This window comes from Fundidesulfovibrio agrisoli, from assembly GCF_022808715.1.
GTDB lineage: Bacteria > Desulfobacterota > Desulfovibrionia > Desulfovibrionales > Desulfovibrionaceae > Fundidesulfovibrio > Fundidesulfovibrio agrisoli.
The window spans coordinates 65,573-89,538 of sequence record NZ_JAKZKX010000006.1 but is presented as its reverse complement, the minus strand read 5'-3'; the positions used below and the strand labels follow the sequence as shown (position 1 = coordinate 89,538).

The following is a 23,966-nucleotide window of genomic DNA, read 5'->3' as shown; positions in this document are numbered from 1 at the left end:
ACAACGGCCAACTTATTTTCCGGGCGTCTCCCCCCCTGCGGGCTGCCACTTTGCACAAGGGCCATCCTTGTGCAGGTTATTGCACATGCGGACGCCGCCACCCAAATCACGTGCTGTGATTCCAAGCGGTTAACAACAGGCACAAATCCTGCTTAATCTTGTCCGTTTTGACTGTGAACAAGGAATGGTTATCCATTTGCTTCACCGACGTTCACAGGCCGGGCCACAGCAACCGGTCGTCGCGCAAATCCTTTACTGAGAGGTATCCTTCGTGAAACGCATCCTTCTTCCCCTGCTCCTGCTTCTGGCCCTGGCCCCCGCCGCCCGCGCCGCCGACGACACGGTCAGCATCCCGCTCTCCGACGTGAGCGACAGCGCCAAGTTCTACAAGCTCGACGTGGACGGCGTCACCGTGAAGTACTTCGTGATAAAGGCCCCGGACGGCACCGTGCGCTCCGCCCTGGACGCCTGCGACGTCTGCTTCCCCGAGAAGAAGGGCTACAAGCAGTCCGGCGACGTGATGGTCTGCGTCAACTGCGGGCAGAAGTTCCACGTGAGCCGCGTGGGCATGGTCAAGGGCGGCTGCAACCCGCACCCCCTGCCCAACAAGGTGGAGGGCGACAAGGTGGTGATCCAGAAGTCCGACCTGGCCCAGGGCGTCAAATACTTCAAATAGCGAAGGAGAGCCCGTGAACCTGCTCACCCTGCCCCTGCGCACCCTGCGCCGCAAGGCCATGCGCACCGCGCTGCTCACCGTGGTCTTCGCCGCGGGCATCTGCTCCGTGGTGGCGCTCAACTACGTGTCCAAAGCCGTGGGCGACTCCATGGAGAAGAAGCTCACCGCCTACGGGGCCAACATCCTGCTCCAGCCCAAAGTGGACACCCTGGCCGTGGGCTACGGCGGGTTCAGCCTGGGCAACGTCTCGGTGGACGTCAAAAGCCTCACCCGCGAGCAGGTGGACAAGGTCCGCACCATCGAGTTGCACGAGCGCATCGCGGCCGTGGCCCCCAAGTTCATCGCCCTGACCGAGGTCAAGGGGCAGCACGCGGCCATCATCGGCGTGGACTGGCCCGAGGAGCTCATGATCAAGAACTACTGGGGCTTCGAGGGCAAGACCCCCGAGGCTCCGGGCGAGGTGCTGGTTGGCTCCCGCGCGGCTGCGACCCTGGGCCTGAAAGTGGGCGACCGCTTCGGGGTTCAGGGGCGCGACTTCACCGTGTCCGGCCTGCTGACCCCCACCGGCTCCGAGGACGACAACGTGCTCTTCGCCGGCATCGAGGACCTTCAGGCCGCCATGGGCAAGCCCGGCCAGATCCACTTCGCCGAAGTGGCCGCGCTGTGCTCGGGCTGCCCCATCGACGAGATCGTGACCCAAATCCAGCAGAAGATCCCCGACGTGGACATCGTGGCCATGCAGAAGATCGTCAAGGCCCGCATGTACACCGTGCACTTCGTGCAGCACCTGGCGCTCATCGTCAGCGTGATCCTGCTGCTCACGGCCTGCTTCATGATCGCGCTGTCGCTCCTGGCCTCGGTCAACGAGCGCAAGCACGAGATCGGCGTGCTGCGCTCCCTGGGCTACTCCCGGGGGAGCGTGTTCTCCATCTTCTGCCTGGAGGCCCTGGCCATCGGCATGGGCGCGGGCGTCGCCGGGTTCCTGGGCGGGTTCGGCGTGAGCCACTCCGTGATGGACATGCTGGAGCTCGGCAAGGAGGCCACCATGCACATGGAATGGTGGCATCTGGGCGTGACCCTGGCGGGCGTGGCCGTGATCTCCTGCCTGTCTTCCGTGATTCCGGCCTGGAAGGCCGCCAACACCGACCCCAGCCAGGCGCTGGTGATGCTGTAGGAGGCTCTCATGCTTCAGGCCGTGAACGTATCCAAATCCTACGGCGACACCCTCGTGCTGGACGACGTGTCCGTCCAGGTGGGCAAGGGCGAGTTCGTGTGCGTGGTGGGCCGCTCGGGCTCGGGCAAGTCCTCGCTCTTGAACGTGCTCTCCACCCTGACCCGGCCGGACTCGGGCCACGTGCTCTACCAGGGCGAGAACGTCACCGCCATGGGCGAGGGCCGCATCAACCGCCTGCGCCACAAGGACTTCTCCATCATCTTCCAGCTGCACCACCTGCTGCCCTACCTCACGGCGCTGGAGAACGTGATGGTGCCCTTCATGAACACCCTGCGCCCCATCGGGCAGGAGATCCGCGACAAGGCCGCCGAGTGCCTGGAGCGCGTTGGCCTGGGCGGCAAGGGCAACCGGCTGCCCGGCAACCTCTCCGGCGGCGAGCAGCAGCGCGTGGCCATCGCCCGCGCCCTGGTCAAAAGCCCTGAGGTGCTCTTCGCGGACGAGCCCACCGGCAGCCTGGACAAGCGCAACGGCGACGGCATCGTGGAGCTCTTGCGCGACCTGCACACCGAGGGAGTCTCCCTGGTGATGGTCACGCACGACATGGGCTACGCCAGGCTGGCGCAGCGCACCGTGGTCATGGAGGACGGGCGCGTGGTTGACGGCGAGGAGGTGGAGTGCGTGACGCACCCCAAGGACGCTGTCGCGGGCGAGATCATCACCCAGGCCTGAACGAAACGGTTCGCCGGGCCGGACAAGAAATGGAAAACCCCGCCAGGGCATGCCCTGGCGGGGTTTCGCGTCCTTGGGAGGCGCGGTGCTCAGGCAAGCCCGGCGGCCTTGAGCAGCTCGACCAGAATCTTGTCGGAATCGAAGAACTCCTCGGCTATCTTCCTGGCAGCGGCGCGATGCCTCGGATAGTCGGCCAGCACGGATTCGATGGCGCCCTTGGCCTCCTCCGCACCCTCGTAGGCCAGCAGGCCCTCGCCCACGGGCAGGTAGGTGCCGAAGCCCGTGTCCTCCACGATCACGGGGCGGCCGGAGGCCAGGTAGCAGGCGGAACGGTCCGAGAACCAGCCCGACCTGAGCTGGATGTTCTGCTCCTTGGCCACGGTGAACTCCGCCGTGGAGCCCCGGATGTAATCCCGGTAGCCCTGGATGTCGCGCGAGACCACCAGGGCGTCCTTCACGTTCCAGCCGTGGTCGGCGAAGCGCTTGGCGTCCTCCTTCATGGAGCTCATGGTCAGGTCCAGCGTCACGCCGGGGAGGCGGGCGGGCAGGTCGATGATCCGCTCGTACTTCTCGCACTTGCGCCAGGAGAGCTTTTTGCCGTCGTGCACGATGTCGCGGCCCTGGGCGTCCCAGCTGCCGATGGTGGTGAAGCCCAGGCCGGGGCCGGGCCGCTCCCGCCATTGATCCAACACCACCGGGGCGCGGGTGGGCACGTACTCGATGCCGGAGAGGGGCACCCCGGTGGAGCCCGTGGGGATGTTGTGCCCGAAGGTGAAGACGAGGTCGTGCTGCCGGTAGTAGTCCCTGGTCCAGGGGTCGCTGGCGATCTTGGACTGGGTGAACACCGGGTCCGTGTCGATGACGGCGCGGACCTTGGCCTTCAGGAAATGCTCATGCAGGGGGATCACGCCGGAGACGTTCAGGAACAGGTCGGCCTGGGCGCAATAGCGCTCCACCTCTTCGCGTTCAAGGCCGAAGCAACGGCCCTCGAACATGGAGTTGTAGGCCCAGCGTCCGGCGAGCCCGGCGCCCTCGAAGGCCTCGGAGACCACGCCGCGCCCGTGGGTGGAGTCGGGCAGGGCGAACCCGCGCACGGGGTCGAAGGGCAGGGCCCATTCCGCCGTGTCCTCCACGAAGAGCACCTCGTGCCCCAGCCGGGAAAGCCCCTTGGCGTAATGCAGCATCATCCAGACCTGCCCGCCCATGGGGAAACCGACAGCATAGCCGCCGATGACGATCTTCAGCTTTTTGCCCATTCCTGCCATACTCCTGCCGTAGCCAGCTTTCCGCCGGGCGGGATTGACTTATTCCGCCCAGGTCGGCGACAATGGAAAACCCGGACCGGGTTTCGGGCGGCGAGCGCCCTGAATCCGCCGGCTCACGCCTCGCCCGGAACGGCTCTTCGCAAACGCGCCAAGGTTTGAAACGCAAGGCGGAATTACGCCATTATTTTGGGGTGAAACATTTCTCATGTCCAAAGAGATATACGAGGTAATCAAGGAGATGGTGGAGGCCGGACCGACCCCGGTCAAGGTGCTGGCCGCGGAGCTGGGCAAGCCCTATTCCACCCTGATGCGCGAACTCAACCCGGACGACCCGGGCGCCAAACTGGGCGTGGAGCTGCTCCTGCCGCTGATGCAGGCCTGCAACTCCGTCATGCCCTTGCGCTACCTGGCCTCGCGCATGGGGCAGCGCGTGGTCTCGCTGCGGGAGGTCACGCCGGAGAAGCCGTCCATGCTCGAGGGGATGCTCACCACCTACCCCGCCCTGGCGGAGTTTCACCAGGCCATCATGGAAGGCCAGCCCATGGAGAAGGTGGCCGAGTTGCGCGAGCACGTCATCCACCAGGTGCAGGTGGATTTCGTGGCCTATTCGAGGAAGATATCCGGGGATTGAGCCCGGCAAGCGGCCCGGCTCCGGCGGTAAGTACCAATCTGCCCGAAGAAAATCCCAGCTGAGCCCGGCTTGCGTCCCGGATCTGGCCGCCACTGCCCCCTGGCCCGGCTGAAGCAAACGCAAAAAGGCCGGTCCAGTTCGTGCTGGACCGGCCGCTGTTTTGCGGTAGAATGATCTGGAGGCTCGGACCTACTCGGCGGTCTGGCGCACCACGGGCTTGACCACGGCGCCGGAACGCAGGCAACGGGTGCACACGGTCATGGTGCAGACCTCGCCATTGGCCTTCTGGGCGCGCACCTGGCGCAGGTTCGGGATGAAGCGGCGCTTGGTCTTGTTGTTGGCATGGGAGACGTTGTTACCGGTCTGGGGCCGCTTGCCGCAATTTTCGCAAACCTTGGACATATCGCACCTCCGCGGGGCCGGGCCCCTGGAATATGAATTCCCGTTCAAAGGGAAGAGATGCTTACACGCACTTTTTTGCACTGGCAAGCTTTTTGTTGACAGAAGTGCGAGGCGCGATTACTCACCCTTGTTTCCCGGAGGAAGCATGGCCGAACATTGGCTGGACATAACGGATATCCCGGCCGAAGGGCGCGAGTTCTCCTTTGATGAGAAGGAGTTCTGGGCCGACAAGTGGGCCGAGTTCCAGATGGGCTACGAGGCCCTCACCCCCATGAGCGCCACCTTCACCGTGCAGCCGCAGCAACGCGGCGCATTGGTGCGGGGCCGCCTCAGCGGAGAGGTGTCCACCCCCTGCGACCGCTGCCTCAAGGATGTCTCGGTGAGCATCGACCAGCCCTTCGACCTGTTCGAACAGCTGGAGTCGCCCGACGAGGAATCCGTGGAGCCCGGCCTGCTGCGCGAGCACAAGGGCAGGCTTGAGCTTGACGCGGGGGCGATGCTCTGGGAAGAGTTCGTGTTGGCGCTGCCCACGAAGCCCCTGTGCTCCGAGGACTGCAAGGGCCTCTGCCCCACCTGCGGCAAGGACTTGAACGAGGGTCCCTGCGGCTGCGCCAAGTCAGAAGGCGATGAGCGCATGGCCGCCCTGCGCGGGCTGACCATCGCCAAAAAAGATTGATAAACCGACCGATCATAGAGGTTAACGGAAATGGCCGTCCCCAAGAAAAAAGTCTCCAAGTCCCGCAAGGGCATGCGCCGCTCCCACGACGCGCTGACCGCCCCCAACGTCATCCTGTGCTCCTGTGGCGCGCCGACCCTGCCTCACCGGGTCTGCCCGACCTGCGGCACCTACAAGGGCCGCCAGGTGCTCAAGCGGGATGAACCCCAGTCCTAACCGGCCCCGCATCGCCGTGGACGCAATGGGGGGCGATTTCGGCCCCCATGTCGTCGTTCCCGGCGCTGTCCAGATGGCCAAGGCCAAGCAGTACGACCTGCTGCTGGTCGGCGACGAGGCCCGCGTAACCGCCGAGCTGAACAAGCACGACACGCGGGGTCTTGCGGTGCGCGTGGTGCACGCCTCGCAGGTCGCCGAGATGCACGACAAGCCTTCCGAGGCCCTGCGCCGCAAGAAGGACTCGTCCATCCAGGTCTGCTGCAACCTCGTGCGCGCCGGCGAGGCCGACGGGCTCATCAGCGCCGGCAACACCGGCGTTGTGCTGGCCTGCAGCCTGTTCACGCTGGGCCGCCTCGAAGGCGTGGACCGCCCCGCCCTGGCCACCATCCTGCCCACGGAGCGCACCCCCTGCGTGCTCACCGACGCGGGCGCCAACGTGGACTGCAAACCCTTGAACCTCTTGCAGTTCGCCATCATGGCCGACGTGATGGCCCGCACTCTGTTGCGCTACCCCGACCCCAAGGTCGCCCTGCTCTCCAACGGAGAGGAAGAGGGCAAGGGCAACCAACTGGTCAAGGAGGCCTTCGAACTGCTCAAGCAGTCCTCGCTGTCCTTCGTGGGCAACGTCGAAGGGCGCGACCTCTTCTCCGGCGACGTGGACGTGGTCATCTGCGACGGGTTCGTGGGCAACGTGGTCATCAAGCAGGCCGAGGGCCTGGCCTCCTCCCTTGGGCGGCTGCTCAAGGGCGAGCTGCGCCGGGGCTTCTTCGCCAAGATCGGCACCACGCTGGCCCTCTCGGCGCTCAAGCGCTTTTCGCGCCTGATGGACTACGCCGAATACGGCGGCGCGCCGCTCCTGGGCCTCAAGGGCATCGTCATCGTCAGCCACGGCGCATCCAACGTGAAGGCCATCGGCAACGCCGTGGACATGGCCGGGGTGCTCATCCGCCGCGACGCCACCAGCCTCATGCGCGAAGGCCTGGCCGCCAACAAGGATTTCGCCCACTTCGTGAAACGACCGGCCAACGCCGAGTAACATAGAAGACTTCCCCACATGCACGGACGATTCACCATTGAAGGCTTCGGCCGCCACGTTCCCGAACGGGTGCTCACCAACGCGGACCTCGAGTCCATCGTGGAGACCAGCGACGACTGGATCACCACCCGCACCGGCATCAAGACCCGCCACATCGCCGCCCCGGGCGAGGCCGCCAGCGACCTGGCCGCCAAGGCCTGCTTCACCGCCCTGGCCGACGCCGGACGCCCCGTCGAGGATGTCACCCAGATCTTTTTCGCCACCTTCACGCCCGACTCCATCTGCCCTCCGGCCGCCTGCATCCTGGAGCACAAGCTGGGCATCTCGGGCCGCCCCGCCTCCGACGTGAGCGCGGCCTGCTCCGGCTTCCTTTTCGCCATGGACCACGCCGTGGGCACCCTGGCCCGCAAGCCCGACGCCACTGTGCTGCTCACCGCGTCGGAGGTCACCTCCTCGCGCACCAACTGGGCTGACCGCGCCACCTGCGTGCTCTTCGGCGACGGCGCCGGGGCCGTGGTGCTCTCCACCAGGGAGCCCAAGCCCGGCCAGGCCACCATCCGCGACATCATCCTGCACAGCGACGGCTCCATGTGGCCCCTGCTCACCGTGAAGGGCGGCGGCTCCGGCTGGCCGCTCAAGCTGGGCGAGACCGTGAAGGAAGATTTCTTCATCGAGATGAACGGCCCCGAGGTCTACAAGAACGCGGTGCGCTCCATGGGCCAGGTCTGCGAGGAGATCGTGGAGAAGAACGGCCTGAAAATGGACGACATCGACCTGTTCATCCCGCACCAGGCCAACCTGCGCATCATCGAGGCCGTGGGCAAGCGCCTGAAGTTCTTCGGGGACAGGGTCATGGTCACCGTTGACCGCTACGGCAACACCTCGGCCGCCTCCGTGGCCATCGCCCTGGCCGACGCCAAGCTCGAAGGGCGCATCAAGCCCGGGGCCAAGGTGCTGCTGACCACCTTCGGCGGCGGGTTCACCTTCGGCGCGGCCCTCCTGGAGTTCGTCTAGGCCCGGCCGACGCCAAATTGGCGTTTGAGTTATGCGTTTGTTTGGGTTAAGGGACAATCCTCAATTCATACCGGAACGATCATGAACAACCCACCCCGCCTCACCGCCCTCGTCACCGGAGGCTCGCGCGGCATCGGCGCGGCCGTGGCCAAGCAGTTGGCCAAGGACGGCTATTCCGTCATCTTCACCTATGTTTCCAAGCCCGACGAGGCCAACGCCGTGGCTGCCCACATCATGGCCGAAGGCGGCGAGGCCCAGGCCGTGCGCCTCGACGTCTCCGACAGGGCCGCCGTGCCCGCCTTCTTCAAGGAGCACATCGAGGGCAAGGTCGAACTGGAAGTGCTGGTGAACAACGCCGGCATCACCAAGGACGGCCTGCTGGTGCGCATGAAGGACGAGGACTGGGACCGCGTGATCGGCGTGAACCTCACCGGGGCCTTCACCTGCCTGCGCGAGGCCGCCAAGATCATGATGAAGCGCCGCAGCGGCCGCATCATCAACATGGTCTCCGTGGTGGCCCAGATGGGCAACGCGGGCCAGGCCAACTACGTGGCGGCCAAGGCCGGGCTCGTGGGCCTGACCAAGTCCGCCTCGGTGGAGCTGGCCCCGCGGGGCGTCACCGTGAACGCCGTGGCCCCCGGTTTCATCGAAACCGACATGACCGCCGTGCTGCCCGACGCGGCCAAGGCGGCATTCCTTGAACAAATTCCGCTCAAACGCCCGGGCACCGCGGAGGACGTCGCCGCCGCGGTCTCTTACCTTGCCTCCCCGGGCGCGGCCTACGTCACCGGACAGGTGCTGGCCGTCAACGGCGGGCTTCATCGCTAACACAGTACAACCACTCGCTCTTAAGTAAGGAGAAAACCATGTCCGTCGCTGAAAAAGTCAAAGAAATCATTGTGGACCAGCTGGGTGTGTCCGCTGACGAAGTCCTTCCCGAAGCCAAGTTCGTTGACGACCTGGGCGCCGACTCCCTGGACCTCACCGAGCTGATCATGGCCATGGAAGAGGAGTTCGGCGTCGAGATCGCCGACGAGGACGCTCAGAAGATCGTCAAAGTCCAGGACGCCATCTCCTACGTCGAAGCCAAAAAAGGCTAAACCGGTCCGGCGGCCGGCCGACATCTCCGGCCGCCTCATCTTTCCAAGGTGCCAATCACAATGAAGCTGCATAGAGTCGTCGTCACCGGTCTGGCCGCCGTCACGCCCATCGGCAACGATCTGGAAGCCAGCTGGCGGAACCTCCTGAACGGCGTTTCGGGCGCTGCCCCTGTCACCCGTTTCGACACCACGGGCTATGACACCACCTTCGCCTGCGAGGTCAAAGAGTTCGATCCGTCCAAGCACATCCCGGCCAAGCAGGCCAGGAGGATGGACCTCTTCACCCAGTACGCCGTGTGCGCCTCGCTGATGGCGGTGGAGCACTCGGGGCTCAAGATCACCCCCGAACTCGCCGAGCAGGTGGGCGTGCTCATCGGGTGCGGCCTGGGCGGCCTGCACACCATCGAGCTGCAGCACCAGAAGCTGCTGGCCGACGGCCCCGGGCGCGTCTCGCCCTTCTTCATCCCCGTGCTGATCGCCAACATGGCCGCCGGCCAGGCCGCGATCTTCACCGGAGCCAAGGGCCCCAACGTCTGCACGACCACGGCCTGCGCCTCCGGCGCGCACGGCGTGGGCTACGCCTACACCGACATCATGCTCGGCCGGGCCAAGGCCATGATCTGCGGCGGCGCGGAATCCACCATCGCCCCCCTGGGCATGAGCGGGTTCAACGCGCTCAAGGCGCTCTCCACCCGCAACGACGAGCCCACCAAGGCCTCCCGCCCCTTCGAGAAGAACCGCACCGGGTTCGTCATGGGCGAGGGTTCGGGCATCCTCGTGCTGGAGGAGCTGGAGCACGCCAAGGCGCGCGGCGCGAAGATCCTGGCCGAGGTCGTGGGCTTCGGCGCCTCCGGCGACGCCTTCCACATGACCGCCCCGCCCGAGACCGGCGAAGGCGCGGCCCTGGCCATGAAGGCCGCCCTGCGCGAGTCCGGCCTGGCCCCCGAGGCGGTGGACAGCATCAACGCCCACGGCACCTCCACGCAGCTCAACGACATGTGCGAGACCCGAGCCATCAAGAGCGTCTTCGGCGAGCACGCCTACAAGCTCTCTGTGACGGCCAACAAGTCCATGATCGGCCACTGCCTCGGCGCGGCAGGGGCCATCGAAAGCGTGTTCTCGGTGATGTCCATCATGGAAGGCGTGGTCCCGCCCACCATGAACTACGAAACCCCCGACCCCGAGTGCGACCTGGACTACACCCCGCTGACCCCCAAGAAGCGCGACGTGTCCGTGGTCATGAACAACTCCTTCGGGTTCGGCGGCACCAACGCGAGCCTGATCTTCAAGAAGTACGCCGAGTAGGCGCGCCGCTGAGTGAGCACATAACCGGGGAGGCGAAAGCCTCCCCGGCTTTTTTATTTGCGGGTCAAGGGGGCCACGCCCCCTTGCGGGGTGCGGGCAGCGCCCCGCTCTTCTTCCGTGTCTTCCGGCATTTCCCGCAAGAGGCTCTCCAGCGATATTTCCTTTGACGGCGCGCCCGGAAACGGCGAAGTTGCCTTTTTCACGCGCTGGAACGCCCGGGCGCGCCTTGATCCGCCCCGCCTCGTCCTCCTGCGCAGCTTGCCGCCAATCCGCTTAACCGACCACAGGAGCGCATCCCCATGGACGAAATACTCATCCGCGACCCCGAGCTGGCCGCCGCCATAGTCAACGAGATCGACCGCCAGGTCAGCGGCCTGGAGCTGATCGCCTCGGAGAACTTCGTCTCCGCCGCCGTCCGCCAGGCCCAGGGCTCGGTCATGACCCACAAGTACGCCGAAGGCTACCCGCACAAACGCTACTACGGCGGCTGCGAGTTCGTGGACGTCGCCGAGGATCTGGCCCGCGACCGCGTGAAGCAGATCTTCGGCTGCGACTACGCCAACGTGCAGCCCCACTCCGGCTCCCAGGCCAACATGGCCGTATACTTCTCCGTGCTCAAGCCCGGCGACACCATCCTGGGCATGGACCTCTCCCACGGCGGCCACCTGACCCACGGCAGCCCCGTGAACTTCTCCGGCCGCTTCTTCAACGTGGTGTTCTACGGCGTGAAGAAGGAGACCGGCACCATCGACTACGAGGCCCTGGAGGCCCTGGCCCGCGAGCACAAGCCCAAGATGATCGTGGCCGGCGCAAGCGCCTACCCCCGCATCATCGACTTCGACCGCTTCCGGGCTATCGCCGACGAAGTGGGCGCGTACCTCATGGTGGACATGGCCCACATCGCGGGCCTGGTGGCCACCGGGGAGCACCCCTCGCCCATCGGCAAGGCGCACTTCACCACCTCCACCACCCACAAGACCCTGCGCGGCCCCCGCGGCGGCCTGATCCTGGCCGGCGAGGAAGAGGCCAAGAAGATCGACTCCCAGATCTTCCCCGGCATCCAGGGCGGCCCGCTCATGCACGTGATCGCGGCCAAGGCCGTGGCTTTCGGAGAGGCCCTGCGCCCCGAGTTCAAGACCTACCAGGCCCAGGTGGTCAAGAACGCCCAGGTGATGGCCAAGGGCCTGGTCGCCCTGGGCTACGACCTGGTCTCCGGCGGCACGGACAACCACCTCATGCTCGTGGACCTCACCAGCAAGGACGTCACCGGCAAGGACGCCCAGATCGCCCTGGACGCGGCTGGCATCACCGCCAACAAGAACACCGTGCCCTTCGAGACCCGCTCCCCCTTCGTGACCTCCGGCGTGCGCCTGGGCACCCCCTCGCTGACCACGCGCGGCATGAAGGAAGCCGAGATGGAGAAGGTCGTCGCCTGGATCGACGCCGCCATCAAGGGACGCGAGAACGCCACCACCCTGGCCGCCATCAAGGCCGAGGTGAACGCCTTCGCCAGGCAGTACCCCCTGTTCGCCTGGTAGAAACCAGGCTCGGATTGAGCACAAGGGCCGCCCGGATCGCTCCGGGCGGCCCTTTTTCTTGACATACCGGGCCGCCCCGGCAATCTACTTGCCCATCATGGAACACATTCATCCCAAAGACTCCCGCCTCCCCTGGCCCGAGTACTTCATGCGCATCGCCTTCCTGGTGGCCGAGCGCTCCACCTGCCTGCGCCGCAAGGTGGGCGCTGTGGCCGTGAAGGACAAGCGCATCCTGGCCACGGGCTACAACGGCGCCCCGGCGGGCACGGCCCACTGCCTGGACATCGGCTGCCTGCGCGAGCAGCTCGGCATCCCCTCGGGCCAGCGCCACGAGCTGTGCCGGGGCCTGCACGCCGAGCAGAACGTCATCATCCAGGCCGCGGTGCACGGCGTCTCCATCTCCGGGTCCGTGCTCTACTGCACCACGCAGCCCTGCATCATCTGCACGAAGATGCTCATCAACTGCGGCATCAGCCATATTCACTACGCCGAGGGCTATCCCGACGACCTCTCCCGTGATATGCTTGGCGAAGCTGGAGTGAAATTTGATACCCTGCCCCGACCCGACCAGGCCTGATGAGGCCTTCATGAGCCGCGCCCTGGAGCTCGCCGCCCAGGGCAAAGGCTCCACCGCGCCCAACCCCTGCGTGGGCGCGGTGCTCGTCTCCGGCGGCGCCGTCGCGGCCGAAGGCTGGCACCAGCGCTGCGGCGGCCCCCACGCCGAGGTGAACTGCCTGGCCGACGCCCGGGAGAAAGGCGTAAACCCGGCCGACTGCACCCTGTACGTCACCCTGGAGCCCTGCAACCACTACGGCAAGACGCCCCCCTGCACCGAGGCCGTGCTTGCGGCGGGCATCCGCAGGGTGGTTGTGGGCTGCACGGACCCCAACGCCACCGTGGCCGGAGGCGGCAACGCCCGCCTGCGCGAGAACGGCGTTGAGGTGGTCACCGGCGTGCTGGAGCGCCAATGCCGGGACATGATCGCGGATTTCGTGATCTGGCAGACCACGAAACGCACCTACAACGTGCTCAAGATGGCCGCCACCCTGGACGGGCGCATCGCCACCCGCACGGGGCACTCCTCCTGGGTCAGCGGCCCTGAATCGCGGGCCCTGGTGCAGGACATGCGCGCCCGAGCCGACGCCGTGGTCGTTGGCGGAGCCACCCTGCGCCACGACAACCCCAGGCTCACGGTGCGCCTGGAAGGCCGCGAGAACGGCCCCCAGCCCCTGGCCGTGGTGGTCACCTCGCTCCTGCCGGAGCACGACGCCCCGCTCTCCCTGCTGAAGGACCGGCCCGGGCAGACCATCTTCTGGACCGGCGCGGCCAGCGCCGCCTCCTGCCGGGCCGAGGCCCTGCGGGACAAGGGCGTGCGCGTCTGGGAGCTGCCCAGCCTGGGCGACAGGCTGCAACTGGCTCCCGGGTTTGAGCGCCTGCGCGCCGAGGCCGGTTGCCACGCCACGCTGTGCGAGGGCGGAGGGCAGCTGGCCCTTTCCCTGGCCAGGCAGGGGCTGATGGACGAGTTCCGGTATTTCCTTGCCCCGAAGATACTGGGCGACGCCTCGGGCGTGTCCGTATTCTCCGGGGCCTGCGTGGAGCGCATGGACCTGGCCCTGCCGTTGCGCCTGGGCGACGTGCGCCAGAGCGGGCAGGACCTGCTCATGACATATTTGCCCGCGGGCGGATGAACGCGGGCCGTTTGGCTGGCCCGCCGGGCGATGTGCCCGGCGACAACCTCAGGCACCCTCAGCGGAGATCGCCGTGAAGAAATCCTTCCTCGCCGTGCTGTTTGCAGCCACCGCCTACATGGCGGTCACCGTCTTCGTCGCATTCAACGCCGGCGGGACCATCGATGCGGCCCTTAAACAAGCCTTCGCCGAATCGCCCACACTCCGCTTCAGCCCGAAGGGGAGCAGCATCGGCATCTTCAGCAGCAGCTACACCTACAACCTGGGCTTCTCGACACAGCCCAACGGACCGGAAGCCCCGGCCCTGACCGTCACCTTCGACGTGGCCCACGGCCCCATCCCCTTCGCGGCCGGATCGTTCTCGCCCTGCGCCGCGGTGGTCAACACCCGGTTCTCCCTGGCGAAGAACACGCCTGAAGCCGCCCGCGCCGCCCTGGAGCAGGTTCCCGAACTCCTCAACACCAAACTCCGGGCCGAGGCCGGTTTCGGCGGCAGTCTGGACATCCTGCTGACCGTGCCCCCCCTCTTCCGGGACACCCCGCAGCGCCAGGAGTTCCAGGGCGCGAAAGTCTCCGTTCTGACGGATACCTGCTTCAGCAGTCACACCACCAAGGCGGACATCCCCCTGATAAGCCTGCAGGACGACAGCTACACCTTCCTGCTCAAGGGGCTGACCATCCGGTCTGACGCCGTCAAGCTGCGCCCCTACGTCTGGCACGGGGAAAGCACCCTGAAGCTGGCTGGCCTGGCCCTGAGCACCAAGGACACCACGCCCCCCAGGTCCTTCACCCTGGAGAACCTCGCCGTCCCCGGCAAAACGGTTCTCCATGGCCCGACGATCGATGCGAGCTTTTCCCTGAGCGGCGTGACGAGCGTCAATAATTCCGCGCCGCTGCCCTTGTTCTTCTCCACCACGCTCTACAACCTGGATCTGGACGGATTCTCGCAGCTCTACGGCCTGCTGCAGCGGGAATACGGCGGCGGAGGCGACGCCGTGAGGCCCTACGTGGACGAGGTGCGCAAGACCTACGACCTGCTGCTTGCCAGGAGCCCCCGCGTCGAAATCGAGATGAAGGCCCTGGCCGGCACCCCGAATGAGATCGCCTTCAAGGGCGAAGCGAGCGCTCCTGAGCTCAAGAGCGTGCCGCCCACCCCGCAGGAGGCGCTGGCCCAGCTCCGGGCCAAGGCCGACCTCTCCGCCCAGGAGCAGGGGCTGGTCATCCTGGTGGACACGTTCTCCAGCCCGGAGGAAAAGGAGAGCCAGGTCCAGCAGCAGCAGTTGCAGACCGCCCTGCAGCAGCTCACGGAGAAGGGCTTCCTCACCCGCGACGGTTCGAGCATCAAAGCCAGCGCCGTCTGGGACGGCAAGGCTCTGATGGTGAACGGCAAACTGGTGCAATAGGCTAGAAAAGACGCGGGCCCCGGGGATTGCCACCCGGGGCCCGCACTCCCCGCCCTGGATTGGCCCGCGCACAGGGGCGGGAGGAGCGGCGGCGGATGTGTCGCAGCGAGCGCTTCTCATCATTCGGCGAATCGAGGCCGCCAGCGGAGGCGGCCTTTTACGGTTTGCGAACGCTATGCGCAGTGCTTTCCGTCTTGACCTTTATTGGGCAGCCCTAACCAGCCCGAGGGAACCCCTTGACCGGCCCCTAGCCCACGTGTATCAAGGCTCCCTGCCAAATCGCCAGCGTAGCTCAGTTGGTAGAGCAGCTGATTCGTAATCAGCAGGTCAGGGGTTCGAGTCCCCTCGCTGGCTCCAGGAATTCAGGGGGTTACGATTGCATGTCGTAACCCCTTTGCCTTTATGTGGGGCTTTTAGCCTCCCCCCCAAGAGCTTCCTCGCATCGCACAATGATTCTGAGGAATCATGAAGGTAGGTCCGCGTAGTGGTCAACTTCGCGCGGCCTAACAGCACCTGAATCACGCTCAAGGCCCCCCTCCGGTGGCTGAGACACTGTGCGGCAGAGAGAATAATGCCATAAAATATGAAACACTACATCATACACCTCTGAATAGCGCCCCATGAACAACTTACGGACGTTGCAATGCCCAAGACGTAGCCCCTCACAATTGCAGAGCAGCACTAGTGCCAAAGCGCAAACTGCATTCTTTCTGGACAACTTACACACACTTTCATTGGCATTTTCCAAACAGTCTTGGACATTTGGACAAGACTATCGCATCACCACCCTTCGTCTTTCAGGTTCTTAGCGCAATAATTCATTCTTATAAGTCCATGGTCAACTCGCCGACAACGCCTTTGAGCGCAGCATTGTCAGACTTATGCCGTTGCGTGTGTTTGTCCACGATAGCAGTCTCGAGCACACGGTTGGCATTCTCGGGTAAACGGTCACACCGCGAGCAAAACGGCCCCTGGGAAATGCCGTGCTCGCGATTGGCAGCCCTCGAAGACCTTAAAGGACGATGAGAGCCTTCCTCCCCAAGGCCACGCCCGCCGTTTCATGGCCGATCTCCTCTTCGGAAGAGGCCACGAGAACCCACTTGGAGCAGCCGCCCATGAATCCGGGGGGGGGGACAAAAGCTTCAGACGCCCAGACCAGAATTATGAACGACTACCTCAGACTGTCGTGGGGATGTACTCCGTCGTCTGTGCCCGTCCTATGTCCCAATACAACATCATGCTCGCAACGGACAAATCATGACTCCGGCCAGGGACAACAAGGAACTCAAGCTGGCATCGCCGAAGGCCATTCTACTATCCTGTGTGCTCGAAATTAATGGAGGAAAAGCGTGCGGGAGACTTCATTGGGCTTGACATGACTACGTGATCGACCTCATGTACCACCAATGCTCACAATGCTGCATCGCATCAAGTTTCAGTTGCTTGCGCAAGGCATGGCCATCTCGGCTGCGGCCCGGACCGAATTGCTCTCCCAGGCCCCCGGAGGGGTCCTGACGCTGGCGGACTACGCCAGCACTTCGGGAATCCCGATCCGCCTTCCGGGCGACATCTACGTCAACGCCCCCATAGCCGACCACAACCCGAATTTTGTGAACGCCTCGCCGCACCTGCTGGACTGGACGGGGGAGGCCTTCGTGCTGCGGTCGCCGCAACATGAGTGGCCCGCCGAACCCATACCCGTACCGGCCTACGGCTCGCGGAACAACTCCGCCGGGGAGCCCTACAACCACTATGGATTGACCCACACGGACCGGGTGCGCATCTCGCCCATTTCCGGCTGCGCGAACAGGTGCACCTTCTGCGACCTGCCACGCCGCTACGAGTATCGCCTCAAGGATGCGGGCTTGCTCATCGAGACGATCCGTGTCGCCCTGGAAGACCCCCTGCTGCCGGCCAGACACGTGCTGATTTCCGGCGGAACGCCCAAGGACACGGACTTCGGCTATCTGCGCGACGTATACGAGCAGGTGCTGGCGGCCTTTCCCGGCGTCCCCGTGGATATCATGATGCTCCCCCTGGAGGGAGTCCTCGACCTGCGCGCGCTGCGCGCCCAAGGCCTCCACGGGCTCTCCATCAATCTGGAACTCTTCGATGATGGTTTGCGCAGGAAGATCGTGCCGGAAAAGCACGCCATCCCGATGAAGGCGTGGCTATCTTCCATCGGGAAGGGGGTTGAGCTCTTCGGGGCGGAGGTCCGATCCATGCTGATGGTGGGGCTGGAGCCCATGGAGAGCACCCTGGCCGGCGTGCAGGCCCTGGCCGAACGGGGATGCACCCCTGTGCTCAGCCCTTTCCGACCCGCTCCGGGCACGCCCCTGCAGGACCTGCATCCGCCCAGCGCCGAGTTCTTCGAGGAACTGTTCCTGCGCGCCACCGATATCTGCGAGGCGCGCGGCGTGCGGCTTGGCCCGCAATGCGCCCCCTGCCAGCACAACACGCTGACCTTTCCCCAGCAGGACGCCACGGCATGAGCGCATCCAGCATGCTCCGGCACTTCTTCTCCATCGCGGACCTGCGGAAGGAAGAGATTGAGGACATGCTGGACCGGGCCGCCCGGCTATGCTCCGTTGGCCCAATGGGAACGGAAATGGCGGGAAAGGTTGTCGGGCTCTGTTTCTTCCAGGAGTCCACCAGAACCCGCGTCGGTTTTGACGCGGCCGTGAAACGGCTGGGCGGGTCCACGGTCATTGTGACCGAAGCGCGTGAAGTGCAGCGCGCTCCGAGCCCCGAGTCTCTGGAGGACACCATCCGGGCCGTTTCCGGCTACTGCGACATGATCGTCATGCGCCATGCGGAGACCCCGGCCCTCCACGCGGCGATGCGCGCGTCAGTGGCGCCTGTCATCAACGCGGGTTGCGGGTGCGAACACCACCCGACGCAGGCCCTGCTTGACCTCTTCCACATCAAGAACCGCTTTGGACGGCTGGAGGGCCTGCGAATAGGCCTCGTCGGCGACCTGTGCACGTCGAGGGCCGCACGCTCGCTGCTTCAAACGATGCGCCACTGGCCACCGGCGGAGCTGCGGCTCATGGCTCCACCCGGGCGCGAGGCAACAGGCGAAGCGTTATTGCATGTTGCCAAATCTTCCGTGTCCGTCTATCCTGAACTTATTGCAGCAGATTTGGACGTGCTCTATGTCGCGGGCATGCCGAATCCGGAAAGCGAGCCCTGCTTCTCGCTGGAGCTCCGGAAGCGCTTCACCGTGTACCGGGAGACCCTCGAGGCCCTGCCGTCGCACGGCATCATCATGTGCCCGCTTCCCAGAATTGACGAGATCGCCGTAGACGTGGACCAGTCCCGCCACGCCACATACTTCGAACAGAGCGACAACGCTCTGTGGGCGCGGATGGCGGCTCTTTTGTTCCAATATGGTCGTTGCAAACAGTGAGGTCATAGAGCATCCATGGAAGAGAAATCTAAGGATAAACTTTCGGTGTGGATCAGCTGGTGCCATGATGACGAGCAGAAAAAGCATGTAAGAGGCTTAGAGTATGAACTGAAAAAAAATGCATCAGTAGACGTTGAAGTGATTTCTTCTTTGACATTTTCGAAAAGCAGATATGACACAGAAATAAAAGAAGGCATTGAAAAAGCTAAAGCACATGTTTTACTTATCACAAAAAGATTTTTAGATAGCGGCCCTATATTTGAAGAGTTGCAACACATATATATAAATGACGACAAAGATCGTGAAATCTTTCCATTGCTGGTGGAAAGCTGTGACTTACCAGAGGAAAAGGGAGGCTGCAGAGGACTTCTCCGGAAGATTTTAGGAAAAGAGAAGAGGCAATTGTACTCGCTTGGCGCCGCTAAGTCGCCGCAGTACAAAGTCGTTCAAGAGCCTCTCACATACGAAACAATGGCTCTGGTGATCCTGGAGCATTTCGGAATCAAGCGAAGGAGCGCGAATGACGGTCCTCTTTTTGAATATGAGGAAGCTATAGCCAAAGGGCTCTTCGTTCCTTACATCGGCCCGGATTGCTACGGTCTGCGCGACGAATGGGAGCCCCACCTTAAGACCCTCGGGGCTCGACTGGATATCATCCGAGAACGGCTTGAGGAGGTCAACCCAGAGAACCAAGAGGCCAACAGGGAATATCTGAAAGCCGTCGTCAGATCGCACACCCCAGACCTCGGCGACCAGACAGATCTTCATGGCGGTGCTGTATCGGAAGAAGAGGCGGCAGGGGATCTCTTTGAACTTCGTGTCGCCGTCGCATTGGCCGGGGCCGCCGCCTCGCGACTCCTAGGCAAATCGCTCAACCGCTGCAAGGGGATCATCGACGCCAAGGCCTACCGGGTCGTCATAACGGAGGCGGATGATCCGGACATTAAGTCACTGCGGACTGCTTTGCAGTCGGCCAAGGCGTTTGCGGCAAGCTGCGGCAAAACAAATAGCTTCTGTTCTTACCATGATCACAGCAAAGGGTGTATGGGGCCACGCCATATTGAGGCCAAGCTGGAATTGTTTCTGAACGCTGTCTTCAAGGGTAAGGAGACGGATGTAAACATGCACGAGGTACACCTCTCTCTGTCGCAGCTAGATTGGCTTAGCGATTTGCTGTGGCACTTGATGCGGTTCGACCTGCCGATATTCCCGAAGCCGGACGAGATCGACTTCTGTTTGGCCCTATGCCAAACCACGAAACACTTTGTGCGGATACCGTTTGGAACCACCGCTGCCATCCAAACTGCGGAGTGCAACGGCAAAGAGAGTCAAATAAAAGATTTAAATCTAACAATCGCACAATGTACGCAGCATATGCACCGCAAACTGTACCGCAAAATGAGCTCTGGGCCGACGCAATTCTACCGTGCCATGGCAAAGCTTCTTTGGAATTCATATTTACTATGCGCGGAGACACTTCGAGTTGACGACGACGGACCAGCTTACGAAGAATCGGCTGGCGACCGACCAGCTTACGAAGAATCGGTTAGTGCTGCGCAGAAACCATACCCGATTGTTGTCTCAATGAATATCGATGAAGAGCTAGAAAAATGCTTGCAGCACGTTACGTACTCTGTCCTTTACCCTGTGCAGGCAGTAAACGACACCAAAACATATTGGTTCTTGCGAGTGCACAAAGAAAACAGCGACAGATACTATTTATTCCCACTATCCAATACAGTCGAATCAGAAATCTACAAAGCATTAAGTGGCCCTTTGATCGTGAAGTACAGAGGGTCGCCATTCCACAATTCAAGGGCCAACGACATCTACGACATCGGCGCCCCGGATACCCCAACCGCATTGAAGTCGAGTGCTGAGAACCGTTTACTGCTTTCAAGTCTTGACTTTGTACAGGAGCTGTCCGATTCGGACCTTGGTGAGCCCCGGTGGCTGAAACAGCAGCTCGACAACGTAGATAGAGTCAAGTGTTTTCTTGGTTACCCGTTGGATGACATGGACGGAATACTGGGAATTCATCGTAACGTGTGGGTTGGAGAGGGAGACGGCAATAAGGAGCGGCTCAGCATCGGCTGCAGGCACCGGGACGGCCTGGACAGTGAATTGCTTACAGGGCTCCGTGTCAAGCCCCTTGCGATGGACCTGAACGACTTCGCGGCCGAAGTCGACAAGTTCCAAGAGTTCGTAGATCTTCCTAAAGGTAAAAAATATGCGTAACGACGAAAGCAACAACCCATTTGTCGGCCCGGTGCCTTGCTCCGAAGTCCATGCCAAGAATTTCTATGGTCGCACTGCCGAACTGCGGGACTTGATACAGAAAGTCAGAATCCAAGACCTGACGATCATCACGGCGGAAAGCGGGGCCGGCAAAACTTCACTCATCAACGCGGGTTTGATCCCCGCGCTTCGCTATTGGCGCGAAGGGGACATTGCGAGCATGGGCTTCGCTCTCTATGTCGGCACGTGGGGAAGCATTGCCCAACAGAGCGACACTGCGGGGGGCGGCCTCTCCATCGGCGATTCTGCGAACATCTTTCGGGAGGCTGTTACCACCGCACTTGAAGAACTCGGCAAACTTGTCCGTGAAAACTCAGACTTGGTCGGCATCAAGCAGTTAAAGAAAGATCTCGATGCGCTGGACCCGGTATTGAGTCTGTACAAGGACGAGACGCTACATACGGATCAGGCAACGTTATTGGGACAGTACATCGAGGATATCAAGACGGCACTGCCGGAGAACAAGCTCATACTGATCGTTGACCAGGCCGAGGAATTCATGGGCAGCGGCGTGAGCGCCGGGCGCGCATTCCTGACAGAAGCACTCTCCACGCTGGCCTCACTGATCAAAACCTCAGACGTCAAAGTCATCATTTCCCTTCGCGAGGAGTACATGAGCAAGCTTCGCCAGCTGGAGAACATGTACTTGCCGCTTGGCCCTCGTATTTTCCACCTTTATCCGCTGACTTGGGACAATGCGATAAAAGCGCTGGTCAACGTTGCCTCGTCGTCAGGCCGTTTCAAGATCGGCATCGCTGAGATGGACACAGTGCTCACATGGGCGAACTCATTTACCCATCACGATGGGATTGATAAAAACACAGCCACAGTTGAGATGCTCACGGCGCAGGCGTTTCTGACGGATATCTATGACCGTGCCTATGATTCACTGCAAAGCCAAGGATTAGCTGATGACGAATGTCAAATTGTGATAGATAAAGACCACCTCGACAAATATCTACATGCCTTGTACGAAGCGGAGCCCCGGCTCAATGGACAAGACAAAGACCTCTACATCGGCGCGCTGCTGCGTTGGATAGACAGGGCCTTTAATGGGCTCGGCGAAGACGGACCGCTTATCCGGCGTGTAGCCGCGAATATGGGCAGCGTGCTGGCCACCCCCAGGGGCTACAAGAGCCACATCACCCGAGGGAATCTCATATTCCATGCCATTCGCGAAGAACTGACCATGTGCTTAAAGGGCGGCAGCAAAAAGGGGAAAAAAGCAGAAAAGCAAGAAATAGCCAAAATGCTGGACAATATAAGAAGACTGCTCAAGGAGAACAAGCCCCTCACATCGGATGATGGTTACAACGATCTCACCATAAAACTTTGGGCAGCAGCGTGCACCGCTGTCGACCAACTTGCCGACAAGAACATCCTTAAGAACTGCGGCCAGGATGAGTTCCAATCGTCGATCTTGTCCTTGCAGCACGACGGCTATGCCTCGGCGTTGACGGAGTGGTGCACCGACCCGAGGCGTAGAGAAGATGATGTGCTGGTTCCAGACATCGGCGTTTACGGAAAGCAGATTATCAGAATGAACCACATCAGGAAACAGGATTTGGAACGGCTACGATGGGACGGATGCTTCGTCGACGGCTTAACGATCACCGATGTCCACTTCAGGAAGTGCTCCTTTGACGCCAGCTTCATTACAAAGTGCACGTTTAAGAACTGTATTTTTACAGACTGTAAGATCAACGGTGCCTTTATCCTGAAAGGCTCATTTAAACATGTAAAGTTCGATCACTGCGCCATGCTTGGAACAGTCATCAGAGGCACGAGATGGGATGACGTCGCTTTTATCGACTGCAATCTTTCGAGCGCCGTTATCCGTGGCGTACGCCTGAAGAACGCCCTGCACTTCAACAAAAGCAAAGCTCACTACGCGCAGCTCTACACGTTCAAGCCCGCTGGGGGGCAAGCAAACCAGCAGATCAGCGCACACAAGTTCGATATCTATGGCTCACTCTTCCAGGACTTCGACGAGAAGGACAGAGAGCGTTTTGATTGCCTGCACTGGACAGAGTTCACCAGGATTGCCCCCCCTCAAGAAAAGAAAAGCGCCCGCAAAACTGCGTTTTAGCAGTTGACGCCCTGCTTCAATGCGCCGATGGCTGCCGCGGCCTCATCCGTGAGCCGCGAGCCATCGGCCGTGATGGGTCCGGGGAAGACCGCGTCGAAGGTGATGCAGTCGTTAGGAATCGCCACACCGACATCCGGGAGCAGCCGGCATTCCACACCGTCGGGGACGTGGGGAGCCGCCGTAAGCCGGACGGTCTGCCCCGCGAGGTTGTGGGCCACCGCATGGGCAAGCGGCGGTTGCCCGGCGGCCAGGTCGCGCAGCCTCGGCTGCTCCTGTGCCGGCAGCCCCAAGAATGCGGCGAGGTTCTCCAGGAAGACGTCGGACCTGCCGAGTTCCCCATCCACCCGGGCCGAGAGCAGGGACGACCCCTGGAACCGCGGGTTCACCTCCGTCAGGTAGACCTCGCCCTTGTGCACGATGGCGTCCACCCCGAAGACACCCAGGTAGCCCTGGCTTCGCAGCCAGCGCGCCGTCAGGCGCGTCAAGTTCTCAAAGCTGTCCAATATGCTCGGCTCCAGCAAGCCCGCAGCCCCGAAATCGTTGCCGCAGTAGCCGAAGGTGCGGCTGGTCAGGGCGGGGATGCCGATGAGCTGCACGGACGGCCCATGCAGGGACGCGCTGCCGTCTGCAAACACGCAGGCGTTGATATTCAGGGAGATGCTGTCGGAGAGATACTCCGTCACGGCGAGGAACCCATCGCCGTGGGAGGGCCATTGGACCTCAAGCGCCCCAGGATTCGGCACAAAACGGACGCCGAGGCCGCCGTCGCTCCTGTTCGCCCTCAAGACGATGGGCTCCACCGCGACCCATTCCCTGATGATGTCGGCTTCTTCGTCGGCAAAAAATCGCCAGGGCAGCACGGGCACGCCGAAGGCCGCAAGCTGCGTTTCCATCCAGGCTTTGTGCTCGAAGCATGACTGGTGCCCGTGAAAGAGGCCGAGGTACTGCACCCGGTCCGACCTGGGGAACCAGGCCGAAGACAGGAAGGCGCAGGGCCGGTAAGCGAGAAGCGCGCTCGGCCCCTCAAATTCACGGAGCAGGGCCCGCCGCATCTCGCTCACAACGGGCCTGGTGTCGTGGTCGATGGTGTAGTCGTCCAGTTCGACCCGTTCGCTCGTCAGCGTCTCCAGGCAAGTCTCGCGCACGGTGCTGGCTTGCAGCGGGGCGATGAGCGAAACGATCACCTGAAAGTTCGGGATCTTGAGCAAGGGCTCCGCATCCGCGCCGCGCGTGCCAAAGTAGACAAGCTGCCTGCCCTGCAGGGCCGTAACGATCTGGGCCACTCTCTTCTGTGCGTCCATCACATGTTCTCCGTTCC

Annotated in this window: 22 protein-coding genes and 1 tRNA gene; 20 read left to right on the top strand and 3 right to left on the bottom strand. The window is 62.7% G+C overall.

What is annotated here, in order from left to right; all coding sequences use genetic code 11:
* Positions 1-271: 271 nt before the first annotated feature.
* Genes MLE27_RS06345 through MLE27_RS06335 form a run of 3 tightly spaced genes read left to right on the top strand, consistent with a single transcriptional unit; the run spans position 272 to position 2,579 of the window.
* A complete protein-coding gene (locus MLE27_RS06345) occupies positions 272-676 on the top strand; it encodes a DUF2318 domain-containing protein (protein ID WP_243311216.1) in 405 nt (134 codons plus the stop codon).
* A 13-nt stretch (positions 677-689) separates the two neighbouring features.
* Positions 690-1,850 carry an ABC transporter permease gene (locus MLE27_RS06340; protein ID WP_243311215.1) on the top strand — a complete coding sequence of 387 codons (1,161 nt, stop codon included), beginning with the start codon at positions 690-692 and terminating at the stop codon, positions 1,848-1,850.
* Between the two features lie 9 nt (positions 1,851-1,859).
* Positions 1,860-2,579 carry an ABC transporter ATP-binding protein gene (locus MLE27_RS06335; RefSeq protein ID WP_243311214.1) on the top strand — a complete coding sequence of 240 codons (720 nt, stop codon included), beginning with the start codon at positions 1,860-1,862 and terminating at the stop codon, positions 2,577-2,579.
* Between the two features lie 89 nt (positions 2,580-2,668).
* Here the strand turns inward: MLE27_RS06335 and MLE27_RS06330 are convergent, their stop codons facing one another.
* On the bottom strand, positions 2,669-3,835 hold the full coding sequence (locus MLE27_RS06330; protein ID WP_243311213.1) for a glycosyltransferase: 1,167 nt from the start codon (positions 3,833-3,835) through the stop codon (positions 2,669-2,671).
* A 214-nt stretch (positions 3,836-4,049) separates the two neighbouring features.
* Between MLE27_RS06330 and MLE27_RS06325 the strand changes: the two genes are divergently transcribed.
* Positions 4,050-4,475, top strand: coding sequence for a phage regulatory CII family protein (locus MLE27_RS06325; protein WP_243311212.1), 426 nt, complete (start codon positions 4,050-4,052; stop codon positions 4,473-4,475).
* A gap of 189 nt (positions 4,476-4,664) precedes the next feature.
* On the opposite strand, the gene rpmB is transcribed toward MLE27_RS06325, so the two are convergent.
* Positions 4,665-4,877: a 50S ribosomal protein L28 gene (gene rpmB / locus MLE27_RS06320; protein ID WP_243311211.1), complete on the bottom strand. Its 213-nt coding sequence runs from the start codon at positions 4,875-4,877 to the stop codon at positions 4,665-4,667.
* A 145-nt stretch (positions 4,878-5,022) separates the two neighbouring features.
* Between rpmB and MLE27_RS06315 the strand changes: the two genes are divergently transcribed.
* The 16 genes from MLE27_RS06315 (at position 5,023) to MLE27_RS06240 (ending at position 22,648) form a co-directional block, all read left to right on the top strand.
* Complete coding sequence (locus tag MLE27_RS06315; RefSeq protein WP_243311210.1) at positions 5,023-5,553, top strand: YceD family protein; 531 nt, start codon at positions 5,023-5,025, stop codon at positions 5,551-5,553.
* Positions 5,554-5,583: 30 nt separating this feature from the next.
* The gene (gene rpmF / locus MLE27_RS06310) at positions 5,584-5,769 is read left to right on the top strand and encodes a 50S ribosomal protein L32 (RefSeq protein WP_243311209.1); all 186 of its coding nucleotides are present in this window, start codon (positions 5,584-5,586) and stop codon (positions 5,767-5,769) included.
* A complete protein-coding gene (gene plsX, locus MLE27_RS06305) occupies positions 5,753-6,805 on the top strand; it encodes a phosphate acyltransferase PlsX (protein WP_243311207.1) in 1,053 nt (350 codons plus the stop codon). The genes rpmF and plsX overlap by 17 nt, the downstream gene beginning before the upstream one ends.
* 18 nt (positions 6,806-6,823) lie before the next feature.
* Positions 6,824-7,819 (top strand): beta-ketoacyl-ACP synthase III, encoded by a 996-nt coding sequence (locus MLE27_RS06300; protein ID WP_243311205.1) that lies wholly within the window; start codon positions 6,824-6,826, stop codon positions 7,817-7,819.
* A gap of 81 nt (positions 7,820-7,900) precedes the next feature.
* The gene (gene fabG / locus MLE27_RS06295) at positions 7,901-8,647 is read left to right on the top strand and encodes a 3-oxoacyl-[acyl-carrier-protein] reductase (RefSeq protein WP_243311203.1); all 747 of its coding nucleotides are present in this window, start codon (positions 7,901-7,903) and stop codon (positions 8,645-8,647) included.
* Positions 8,648-8,685: 38 nt separating this feature from the next.
* Positions 8,686-8,919, top strand: coding sequence for an acyl carrier protein (acpP, locus tag MLE27_RS06290; RefSeq protein WP_243311200.1), 234 nt, complete (start codon positions 8,686-8,688; stop codon positions 8,917-8,919).
* Between the two features lie 60 nt (positions 8,920-8,979).
* Positions 8,980-10,224 (top strand): beta-ketoacyl-ACP synthase II, encoded by a 1,245-nt coding sequence (gene fabF, locus MLE27_RS06285; protein WP_243311199.1) that lies wholly within the window; start codon positions 8,980-8,982, stop codon positions 10,222-10,224.
* A 299-nt stretch (positions 10,225-10,523) separates the two neighbouring features.
* Positions 10,524-11,762, top strand: coding sequence for a serine hydroxymethyltransferase (gene glyA / locus MLE27_RS06280; protein ID WP_243311198.1), 1,239 nt, complete (start codon positions 10,524-10,526; stop codon positions 11,760-11,762).
* A gap of 97 nt (positions 11,763-11,859) precedes the next feature.
* Entirely contained in the window at positions 11,860-12,339 is a 480-nt protein-coding gene (locus tag MLE27_RS06275) for a deoxycytidylate deaminase (RefSeq protein WP_279355707.1), read from the top strand.
* 10 nt (positions 12,340-12,349) lie between these two features.
* Complete coding sequence (gene ribD, locus MLE27_RS06270) at positions 12,350-13,450, top strand: bifunctional diaminohydroxyphosphoribosylaminopyrimidine deaminase/5-amino-6-(5-phosphoribosylamino)uracil reductase RibD (RefSeq protein ID WP_243311196.1); 1,101 nt, start codon at positions 12,350-12,352, stop codon at positions 13,448-13,450.
* A 73-nt stretch (positions 13,451-13,523) separates the two neighbouring features.
* On the top strand, positions 13,524-14,852 hold the full coding sequence (locus tag MLE27_RS06265; protein ID WP_243311195.1) for a DUF945 family protein: 1,329 nt from the start codon (positions 13,524-13,526) through the stop codon (positions 14,850-14,852).
* Positions 14,853-15,133: 281 nt separating this feature from the next.
* A tRNA-Thr gene (locus MLE27_RS06260) sits at positions 15,134-15,209 on the top strand.
* 1,049 nt (positions 15,210-16,258) lie between these two features.
* Positions 16,259-17,344: a radical SAM protein gene (locus MLE27_RS06255; protein WP_341482510.1), complete on the top strand. Its 1,086-nt coding sequence runs from the start codon at positions 16,259-16,261 to the stop codon at positions 17,342-17,344.
* Positions 17,341-18,261, top strand: coding sequence for an aspartate/ornithine carbamoyltransferase family protein (locus tag MLE27_RS06250; RefSeq protein ID WP_243311186.1), 921 nt, complete (start codon positions 17,341-17,343; stop codon positions 18,259-18,261). Before MLE27_RS06255 ends, MLE27_RS06250 begins: the two co-directional genes overlap by 4 nt.
* Positions 18,262-18,276: 15 nt before the next feature.
* Complete coding sequence (locus MLE27_RS06245; protein ID WP_243311184.1) at positions 18,277-20,499, top strand: TIR domain-containing protein; 2,223 nt, start codon at positions 18,277-18,279, stop codon at positions 20,497-20,499.
* Positions 20,492-22,648, top strand: a complete 2,157-nt coding sequence (locus tag MLE27_RS06240) for an nSTAND1 domain-containing NTPase (RefSeq protein WP_243311181.1) — start codon at positions 20,492-20,494, stop codon at positions 22,646-22,648. The genes MLE27_RS06245 and MLE27_RS06240 overlap by 8 nt, the downstream gene beginning before the upstream one ends.
* Here the strand turns inward: MLE27_RS06240 and MLE27_RS06235 are convergent.
* Entirely contained in the window at positions 22,645-23,949 is a 1,305-nt protein-coding gene (locus MLE27_RS06235) for an ATP-grasp domain-containing protein (RefSeq protein WP_243311180.1), read from the bottom strand. The two genes, MLE27_RS06240 and MLE27_RS06235, sit on opposite strands and share 4 nt — an antisense overlap.
* Positions 23,950-23,966: the final 17 nt, after the last annotated feature.

What these genes read in the sequence shown, in the direction of transcription:
- rpmF (WP_243311209.1), top strand. Translation starts at nt 5,584, where the DNA reads ATGGCCGTCCCCAAGAAAAAAGTCTCCAAGTCCCGCAAGGGCATGCGC.
- MLE27_RS06325 (WP_243311212.1), top strand. Translation starts at nt 4,050, where the DNA reads ATGTCCAAAGAGATATACGAGGTAATCAAGGAGATGGTGGAGGCCGGA.
- MLE27_RS06335 (WP_243311214.1), top strand. Translation starts at nt 1,860, where the DNA reads ATGCTTCAGGCCGTGAACGTATCCAAATCCTACGGCGACACCCTCGTG.
- rpmB (WP_243311211.1), bottom strand. Translation starts at nt 4,877, where the DNA reads ATGTCCAAGGTTTGCGAAAATTGCGGCAAGCGGCCCCAGACCGGTAAC.
- ribD (WP_243311196.1), top strand. Translation starts at nt 12,350, where the DNA reads ATGAGCCGCGCCCTGGAGCTCGCCGCCCAGGGCAAAGGCTCCACCGCG.
- MLE27_RS06250 (WP_243311186.1), top strand. Translation starts at nt 17,341, where the DNA reads ATGAGCGCATCCAGCATGCTCCGGCACTTCTTCTCCATCGCGGACCTG.
- MLE27_RS06255 (WP_341482510.1), top strand. Translation starts at nt 16,259, where the DNA reads ATGCTCACAATGCTGCATCGCATCAAGTTTCAGTTGCTTGCGCAAGGC.
- plsX (WP_243311207.1), top strand. Translation starts at nt 5,753, where the DNA reads ATGAACCCCAGTCCTAACCGGCCCCGCATCGCCGTGGACGCAATGGGG.
- fabG (WP_243311203.1), top strand. Translation starts at nt 7,901, where the DNA reads ATGAACAACCCACCCCGCCTCACCGCCCTCGTCACCGGAGGCTCGCGC.
- glyA (WP_243311198.1), top strand. Translation starts at nt 10,524, where the DNA reads ATGGACGAAATACTCATCCGCGACCCCGAGCTGGCCGCCGCCATAGTC.
- MLE27_RS06330 (WP_243311213.1), bottom strand. Translation starts at nt 3,835, where the DNA reads ATGGGCAAAAAGCTGAAGATCGTCATCGGCGGCTATGCTGTCGGTTTC.
- MLE27_RS06300 (WP_243311205.1), top strand. Translation starts at nt 6,824, where the DNA reads ATGCACGGACGATTCACCATTGAAGGCTTCGGCCGCCACGTTCCCGAA.
- MLE27_RS06275 (WP_279355707.1), top strand. Translation starts at nt 11,860, where the DNA reads ATGGAACACATTCATCCCAAAGACTCCCGCCTCCCCTGGCCCGAGTAC.
- MLE27_RS06235 (WP_243311180.1), bottom strand. Translation starts at nt 23,949, where the DNA reads ATGGACGCACAGAAGAGAGTGGCCCAGATCGTTACGGCCCTGCAGGGC.
- fabF (WP_243311199.1), top strand. Translation starts at nt 8,980, where the DNA reads ATGAAGCTGCATAGAGTCGTCGTCACCGGTCTGGCCGCCGTCACGCCC.
- MLE27_RS06240 (WP_243311181.1), top strand. Translation starts at nt 20,492, where the DNA reads ATGCGTAACGACGAAAGCAACAACCCATTTGTCGGCCCGGTGCCTTGC.
- MLE27_RS06315 (WP_243311210.1), top strand. Translation starts at nt 5,023, where the DNA reads ATGGCCGAACATTGGCTGGACATAACGGATATCCCGGCCGAAGGGCGC.
- MLE27_RS06245 (WP_243311184.1), top strand. Translation starts at nt 18,277, where the DNA reads ATGGAAGAGAAATCTAAGGATAAACTTTCGGTGTGGATCAGCTGGTGC.
- acpP (WP_243311200.1), top strand. Translation starts at nt 8,686, where the DNA reads ATGTCCGTCGCTGAAAAAGTCAAAGAAATCATTGTGGACCAGCTGGGT.